Raw genomic sequence first — 5411 nt, forward strand, 5'->3', positions numbered from 1 at the left:
CCACCGGCGCCCCCGGGGCCGCCGCCGCGGCCGGCCGCGGCGCCCGCCGCCCCGGGGCACCCGCCCGCACGGGCCGCCGCCCGCGGCCAGGGCCCTCGGGCCGCCGTCGGGTGCTGACCCGCGGCTCCGTCCCATACCTGCTGATCATGCCCGCCGTCCTGGGCTTCGCCGTCTTCAAGGCGTACCCCATCGCCGCCTCGTTCTGGATCAGCCTCACCACCGGGAACGGCGACTCCGAGCGCTTCGCCGGACTCGCCAACTACCGGCGCCTGATCGGCGATCCGCTGTTCTGGACCGCGCTCGAGAACACCGCCCTGATCCTCGTCGTGCAGGTCCCGCTGATGCTCGGCCTCGCCCTGCTCGTCGCCCTCGGCCTCAACTCCACCCGCGTGCGGCTGCGTCCGCTGTGGCGGCTCGGCGTCTTCATCCCGTCCCTCACGGGCCTGGTCGCCGCCGGCGTGATGTTCTCCGTCATCCTCAACCGGGACGCCGGACTGCTCAACTGGCTCCTCTCCCTCGTCGGCGTCGACCCGGTGAACTGGCTCGGCAGCCCCTCCTGGGCCCGCGTCGGCATCGTCCTCGTCCTCACCTGGCACTACACCGGCTACAACGCCGTGATGTACCTCGCCGGCCTCCAGGGGATCCCCAAGGAGCTGTACGAGGCCGCGATGGTCGACGGCGCCGGACCCGTCCGCCGCTTCTTCTCCATCACCCTTCCCCAACTGCGGCCGATCCTCCTCCTCACCGTCGTCCTCTCCACCATCGGCACCCTCCAGCTCTTCGACGAGCCGTACGTCCTCACCGGCGGCGGCCCCGACAACGCCACCCTGACGGTCACCATGTACCTCTACGAAAACGGCTTCAAGTACTTCGACTTCGGCTACGCCTCGGCGCTCGCCTACGCGCTCGCGCTGCTCGTGTCCGTCCTCGGCGTCCTCCAGGTCCGCCTGATGGGAGAACGCCGGTGAAGGCCCGCGGCACCCTGCTCACCCTGCTCCTCGCGGGAGCGTTCGGCCTCTGCGTCGGCCCGTTCTGGTGGCTCGCCATGGCCGCCACCCAGCACGACAGGGACGTCTTCTCCTGGCCGCCGAAGCTGCTGCCCGGAGGCCGGCTCATGGAGAACCTCCAGGGCCTCCAGGAGTCCATCGGACTCGACCGCGTCCTCGTCAACTCCCTCGTGGTCGCGGGCCTCCAGACCGCCGGCGCGGTCGTCGTCTCCGTCCTGGCCGGATACGCCTTCGCGAAGTTCGACTTCCGCGGCCGGAACCTCTTCTTCGTCCTGCTGCTCAGCACCCTGGTCATCCCCGACACGGTGATGCTGATCCCGATCTTCCGGATGATGATGGACATGGGCCTGATCGACACCTACCCGTCGGTCGTCCTGCCCGGCCTCGTCACCCCCTTCGGCATCTTCCTCATGCGGCAGGCGCTGCGCTCCATGCCAGACGAACTCCTCGACGCCGCCCGCGTCGACGGCGCCGGCGAACTCCGCGTGCTGTGGCGGATCGTCCTCCCCGTGAACCGGCCGGTCATCGCCGCCCTCGCGCTCTTCGTCTTCCTCGGCGGCTGGAACCAGTTCGTCTGGCCGCTGATCGCGCTGCGCAGCCCCGAGATGTACACGCTGCCCGTGGCCACCGCGACCCTCCAGGGCCTCTCGACCACCAACTACCCGCAGGTGCTCCTCGCGAGCGCCATCGCCGCCATCCCCGTGATGGCCCTCTTCCTCGTCCTGCAACGCCAGTTCATCTCCGGCCTGCTCGCCGGGGCCACCAAGGAGTGACCACCGTGACCACCGCACCGGACGCCGCCGCGCAGCAGCCCGTACCCGCCTGGCGCCCCAACTCGCCCACCGACGAAGCCTCCGTCACCGCCGTCCACCGGCAGCTCGCCACCGGCCTGCGCCACCCCGCCACCGGACACCCCCTCACCCTCCACCTCACCGCACTCGGCGGCGACCGCTGGCACACCGCCGTCACCCCCGTCGACGAGGGCGTCGCCCTGATCGAGGTCACCGCCGACGACCCCGTCACCCTCCGCGCGGAATGGCGCGTCCCCTGCGTCGACGCCACCGCCTACTGGACCCCGGACACCCACGCCTCCCGCTGGCTCCCGCCGTCCTGGACCGCGCCCCGCACCGTCTCGCTCGCCCTGGGCGCCCCCGTCGCGAGCCTCGTCGGCGGCCACGACCGGGCCCTGTGCACCGCCGCCGCCGGAGAGACGACCGCACCCGTCCGCGTCGGGGCCGGGGTCGTGGAGGAGAGCGGCGAGTTCGCCTTCACCGTCGAACAGGACCTCACCCCGGACGGCCCGCCGCTGCGCCTGCGCATCGACCTCAGCGGACGGCACTTCGCCACCACCCTGCGCGGCGTCACCGACTGGTGGGGAGAGGACCTCACCCACCCCGGCGTCGCCCCCGCCGCCCGGATGCCCGCCTACTCCACCTGGTACAGCCTCCACCAGAACGTCGACGCCACCGCCGTCGAACGCCAGGCCGCCCTCGCCGCCGACCTCGGCTGCGGCAGCGTCATCGTCGACGACGGCTGGCAGACCGCCGACCGCGCCCGCGGCTACGGCCACTGCGGCGACTGGGCGCCGAACCGGACGGCCTTCCCCGACCTCGCCGCCCACGTCACCGAGGTCCACCGGCTGGGCCTCGCCCACCTCCTCTGGTACGCGGTGCCGTTCATCGGCCGGCACAACGACGCCTGGGACCGCTTCAAGGGCATGATCCTCCGCGAGGAACCCCACCTCGACGCCGCCGTCCTCGACCCCCGCCACCCCGAGGTCCGCGCCCACCTCCTCGACACCCTCTCCCGCGCCGTCGAGGAATGGGGCGCCGACGGGGTGAAGCTCGACTTCCTCGACCGCTTCGCCGTCGCCGACCCGCCGCCCGCGCCCCCCGGCGCCGACCACACCACCGTCCACGGAGCCGTACGACAGCTGCTCGCCGACCTCGACGCCCGGCTGCGCCGCACCCGTCCCGACGTCATCGTCGAACACCGCCAGCCGTACGTCAGCCCCGGGCTCTGGCCCTACGCCACCATGGTCCGCGCCGTCGACTGCCCCCTCAGCCCCGCCGAGAACCGCCAGCGGACCGTCGACTGCCGGCTCACCGCCGGGCCGCTCGCCGTCCACGCCGACATGATCATGTGGCACTCCGCCGAGACCCCCGAGGCCGTCGCCGTCCACCTCGTCAACGCCCTCTTCTCCGTCCCCCAGATCTCCGTCGACCTCGACGCCCAGACCCCCGGCCAGACCGCCGCCCTCCGCTTCTGGCTCGGCGTCTTCCGCCGGTACGCCGACGTCCTCCAGCACGGCACCCTCGAACCCGCCCGCCCCGACCTCGGCTACCCCCAGGTCCGCGCCCACGACCGGCACACCACCGTCGTCGCCCGCTACGCGCCCCTGCCCGTCACCCTCCCCGACGCGGACGGCCCGGACGGCCCGCGCACCCTGCTCGTCGCCAACGCCGACGCCGACCCCACCGTCCTGCTCACGGCCGCCCGCCCGGAACGGGCCCTCGCCCGCGTCCAGGACTGCCGGGGTGAGATCCTGTCCGAGACCGAGCTCGACCTCGTCCCCGGCAGCAACCCGGTGACCGTGCCGACCGGCGGCCTGCTCACGCTCACCCGCGAGGGCTGACCGAGCGCCGACCGCGCCCGGGCCGCGGGCGGACGACCACCGCCCGCGGCCCGCCGACCCCAGAGGAACGATGACCCCTCGACAGGTGACCATCGAAGACGTCGCCCGCACGGCCGGCGTCTCCCGCCAGACGGTCTCGAACGCGCTGAACGCCCCGCACCGCCTGCGCGCGTCCACGCTCGACCGCGTCACCGCCGCCATCGAGGCCCTCGGCTACCAGCCCGACCAGTCCGCCCGCAGCCTGCGCACCGGCACCCGCAAGGTCATCGGCTACCCCGCCCCCGCCGACAACCCCGCCGACCCCAACCCCCTGATGGGCGGCTTCCTCCAGGCCCTCGTCAGCGCCGCCGACGCCGTCGGCCACCGCGTCCTCCTCTTCCGCTGCGACCCCCGACAGGGCGCCGGCGCGGTCGCCAAGTCCTTCCACGGCCTCATCGCGGCCCGCCAGGTCGACGGCTTCGTCCTCTCCGACGTCGTGCACGACGACCCCCGGGTCGACGTCCTCGCCGAGGCCGGCTTCCCCTTCGCCGCCTTCGGCCGCACCGCCCCCGGCCGCCCGCAGACCTGGGTGGACATCGACTCCGCGGCCGCCACCGCCGACCTGGTCGGCCTCCTGCTCGCCCAGGGCCACCGCCGGATCTGCTACGTGAACTCCGCCGCCGCCCTGCCCTGGATGGCCGACCGCCGGGCGGGCCTCCTGGAGGCCGGGGCCGCCGCGCCCGACGGCGCCTTCGAGGTCGGCGTCCCCGACGACGACCCGGTCGCCCTCGCCCGCACGCTCCAGCGGCTGCTCGCCGGACCCGACCGCCCGACCGCCCTGGTGTGCGCCAGCGACTGGCTGGCCCTCACCGCCTACCAGGCCGTGCGCGCGGCCGGCCTCGCCGTCGGCACCGACGTCGCCGTCACGGGCTTCAACGACCTCCCGCTGTGCACCTATCTCCAGCCCACCCTCACCAGCGTCCGCCTGCCGCTGCCGGCCATCGCCCAGGCCCTCGTCGACCGGCTGGTCAGCGCCGTCGAGGGCCGCGGCGCCACCCCGCCGGAAGGACTGCTGCTCCCGGCCGAGCGGGTCGTCCGCGGCAGCACGCCGGGACGGTAGCGCACCCGGCGCCGTCAGCCGCGGTGGCCGAAGAACTCGACCTCGGCCACCGCGAGATGGCGGCCGCGCCCCGCGCCGTACGCGGTCTCGGGGGTGACACGGATCCGGGTCACCCCCGAGCCGCGCAGGTCGAAGGTCTGCTGGCCCGGCTGGTCCTTGAGGGTGATCCGCCGCGTCGACGTGTCCCCGTCCGCCCTGACGACCTCCACCACGATCCGCGCCGGCCGCGCCTGCGTCAAAAACTCGTCCTTCTTCGCCGACGTCCCCGCGAACACCACCAGTTTCGTCACCCGCACCCCCGGCGCCTCGAACTCGGCCTCCAGGGTGGCCCCGGGCGCCGCCACCGCCCAGTAGCGGTTGGTGAACCCGTCGAACGCGGCCGTCGCGGGATGGTCCTTCAGCGCGCCGGAGGCCCGTACCGCCGACGGCGGCAGCGACTCGGGCGGACTCGTCTCCTCCCGGGCCAGCCCGAGCAGCCGCCCGGCGTACGGCAGCCCGAACCAGATGCCGCAGGCCACCAGGACGAGGACCAGCGGCAGCACCACCCGCGGCCTTCGCCAGGCCCGGCGCGGCAGGGTCCCGGCGAGCGGAGCCGGCCGGCTCCGACGGCGCAGCAGCCGCCGCCACCACGACGGCGGGGCCTCCGGCGGCGGCCCCGGCGCGAGCGGCC

At 74.4% G+C, this 5411-nt stretch carries 5 protein-coding genes; 4 read left to right on the plus strand and 1 reads right to left on the minus strand.

The features are described 5' to 3' along the window. Positions 1–110 precede the first annotated feature (110 nt). The 4 genes from IE321_RS40560 (at position 111) to IE321_RS40575 (ending at position 4741) form a co-directional block, all read left to right on the plus strand. The gene (locus IE321_RS40560; protein ID WP_229916824.1) at positions 111–968 is read left to right on the plus strand and encodes a carbohydrate ABC transporter permease; all 858 of its coding nucleotides are present in this window, start codon (positions 111–113) and stop codon (positions 966–968) included. Continuing rightward, complete coding sequence (locus tag IE321_RS40565) at positions 965–1780, plus strand: carbohydrate ABC transporter permease (RefSeq protein ID WP_043231936.1); 816 nt, start codon at positions 965–967, stop codon at positions 1778–1780. The genes IE321_RS40560 and IE321_RS40565 overlap by 4 nt, the downstream gene beginning before the upstream one ends. 5 nt (positions 1781–1785) lie before the next feature. Beyond that, on the plus strand, positions 1786–3642 hold the full coding sequence (locus IE321_RS40570) for a glycoside hydrolase family 36 protein (RefSeq protein ID WP_190226645.1): 1857 nt from the start codon (positions 1786–1788) through the stop codon (positions 3640–3642). A gap of 70 nt (positions 3643–3712) precedes the next feature. Beyond that, entirely contained in the window at positions 3713–4741 is a 1029-nt protein-coding gene (locus tag IE321_RS40575; RefSeq protein ID WP_190226646.1) for a LacI family DNA-binding transcriptional regulator, read from the plus strand. 14 nt (positions 4742–4755) lie between these two features. Here the strand turns inward: IE321_RS40575 and IE321_RS40580 are convergent. Further along, a partial coding sequence (locus IE321_RS40580; protein WP_229916822.1) for an NADase-type glycan-binding domain-containing protein occupies positions 4756–5411 on the minus strand: 656 nt, incomplete at its 5' end.

Origin of the sequence: Streptomyces hydrogenans, from assembly GCF_014656075.1 — a bacterium.
Classification (GTDB): Bacteria; Actinomycetota; Actinomycetes; order Streptomycetales; family Streptomycetaceae; genus Streptomyces; species Streptomyces hydrogenans.

Bases quoted from the DNA above. Each gene is read 5' to 3' on its own strand.
- IE321_RS40575 (WP_190226646.1), top strand. From the start codon at position 3,713: ATGACCCCTCGACAGGTGACCATCGAAGACGTCGCCCGCACGGCCGGC.